The organism is Synechococcus sp. R8-2 (genome assembly GCF_047461715.1).
GTDB lineage: Bacteria > Cyanobacteriota > Cyanobacteriia > Thermostichales > Thermostichaceae > Thermostichus.
In genome coordinates this window covers 1-2,184 of record NZ_JANSHQ010000263.1, presented here as the reverse complement: position 1 = coordinate 2,184, position 2,184 = coordinate 1, and the positions used below count along the sequence as shown (strand labels likewise).

General features: G+C 59.8%; 1 protein-coding gene. It reads right to left on the bottom strand.

Features of this window, described 5'->3' with window-relative positions:
- On the bottom strand, nucleotides 1-1,756 hold a 1,756-nt coding region (locus tag NW819_RS06985), incomplete at its 3' end, for an Rne/Rng family ribonuclease (protein WP_414413308.1).
- Nucleotides 1,757-2,184 lie beyond the last annotated feature (428 nt).

Genomic DNA, 2,184 nt, shown 5'->3' with positions numbered 1-2,184 from the left:
CCGTCCCGCTGGCGCGAACGGTGCGGGCTGGGGAAGTGTGATCTTTGCGTGAGGCGGATTCTGCCTCTTCCCCAGGGCCAGAACGGCGGGGTTCTCGACGCTTTGGGTCTGCTCCGCCCCCTGCCGGTTGCAAGAGATCGTCCCCAAGCGGCTCCGGGGTTTCCTCGTCTGCAGGAGTATCTGGGCTCCGCGTAACGAGGCGCTGGCCGGTGCGGGGATCCCCCCAGTCTTCGCGGGGACGCTTGCGTCCCGTTTCAACCCGTGGCTCTTCCTCCAGATCGTCTGAAGTCGTAAAGGGATCCGGGCTGGGGCGTCGTTGTCCGGGGGCAGATCGCGACCGCCGCAGCAGCGCACGGCTATCGCCTCGAGACAGCCCATCGCTCCCCACTCGCAGGCGTGCCCGTTGGGGGTTGCCATCGCGGGGCAGGATCGGGCCGGCCTCTTCCTCATCCCCTCCTTCCGCCTCGGTGGGTAGCGTTACCGTCAGGCCGCTTTCTATTGTTAACAGATGCCCTGGCTCGGCCCCCGGCAAGCGGGCTAGGATCCCCAGCCCCTCACAGGTGGGGCAAGAATAGCCGAAGATCTCGTAAAGGCTTTGCCCCTGCCGTTTGCGGGTGAGCTCCACCAGCCCCAATTCCGACAGTTGGACCACCTGTGGGCGAGCTTTGTCGCTGGAGAGGGCCTTGTTAAAATGCTCCAAAACCAGCAACTGGTCGCGGCGGGAATCCATATCGATGAAGTCCACCACAATCACACCGGCAATGTTGCGCAGCCTCAATTGGCGGGCAATCTCGGTAGCCGCCTCACAGTTTGTCCACAGCACTGTCTCCCGAGAAGTGGCCGATTGGGTGAAGGAGCCCGAGTTAACATCAATTACCGTCAGGGCCTCGGTGGGCTCGATGATGATGTAGCCACCAGAGGGCAGATCCACCCGTGGCCGCAGCGCCTGCCGAATAACCGCGTTGACCCGAAAATACTCCAGAATGGGGGTGGGCTCGCGGTGGGCATCGACAACGACACCAGGGGGCATTTGGCCCTTGTTCCAGCCCTGCAGATAGCTACGGACTCGCTTCGCTCCTGCCGCAGAGTCGGTCACAATACGGTTCACATCGTCGGAGTAAACATCCCGCAGCACCCGCTGAATAAAGTCGTCATCCCGGTTGAGTAGCCCCGGCCCCCGTGCTGCCTGATACTGCTGTTGAATATCTTCCCAGAGTTTCTTCAATTGCTCCAGGTCGTCGATCATCGCTTCTTCGGACACACCTTCCGCTTCGGTGCGCACCAACAGGCCCATCTGCGGGGGTTTAATCAAAATGGCCAGCGACTTCAAACGGTTGCGTTCTTCTCGATCCTCGATGCGGCGGGACAGATGAACGCCTTTTCCGTAGGGTCGCAACACCAAATACCGCCCTGGAAAGGCCAAATCTCCGGTAAGCCTTGGCCCTTTGTTGCCGGTAGGCTCTTTCATCACCTGTACCAGCACCTTTTGCTGCGGCAAGACCAGCTCAGAAATCGAGGCATGACTTCGCTTGAGGCGCAGCGGGCCCAGGTCGCTGACGTGGATAAACCCATTGCGCTCTGCAGGGCCGATGTTGACGAAAGCGGCATCGATGCTGGGCAGAACGTTCTCGATGATTCCGACGTAAACGTCTCCCACTTGGTGAGCGCCGCTGGCGACGATCAGCTCCTGCACTTGATCTTCGGCGAAGACGGCTGCCACTCGATGTTGCTCGGCAATGACAATCTGCCTGGGCATTATCTTCCCTCCCCGCCCCAAGGGCACGCGGTTACGGGTTGAACCCTCATTCTGGCGAGGTGTTGTCCTTTTGCTGGGATCCGCTTAAGTTTCTTCGACCAGGATTGACTCATCATGGGGCTGTCCATTACCCTCAGCTCTGCTTTGACGCTTGGCTTTGTTTCCTCTCCAATGGGTAAGGTGAGTTTAAGTGCATGTGAACTACCCAATGCTGGCTCTGGTGGGTACAGCGGGGGGCTTCTGCTGATTGGAAGGAAAACTCATCGGATGGGATGAATGGATTCGGTGAGGTTTGCATGGAGATTCATGGATGGGCTCAATCGATAGGCTCAGGGAGCAAGACGGCTCCGCCTCGGGAGATCGAACGCTGGCCCATTGCAGAACCCCAGTTGTGCGGCCCAGCCTGTTCGCGAAAGCGTCGCGTAGCG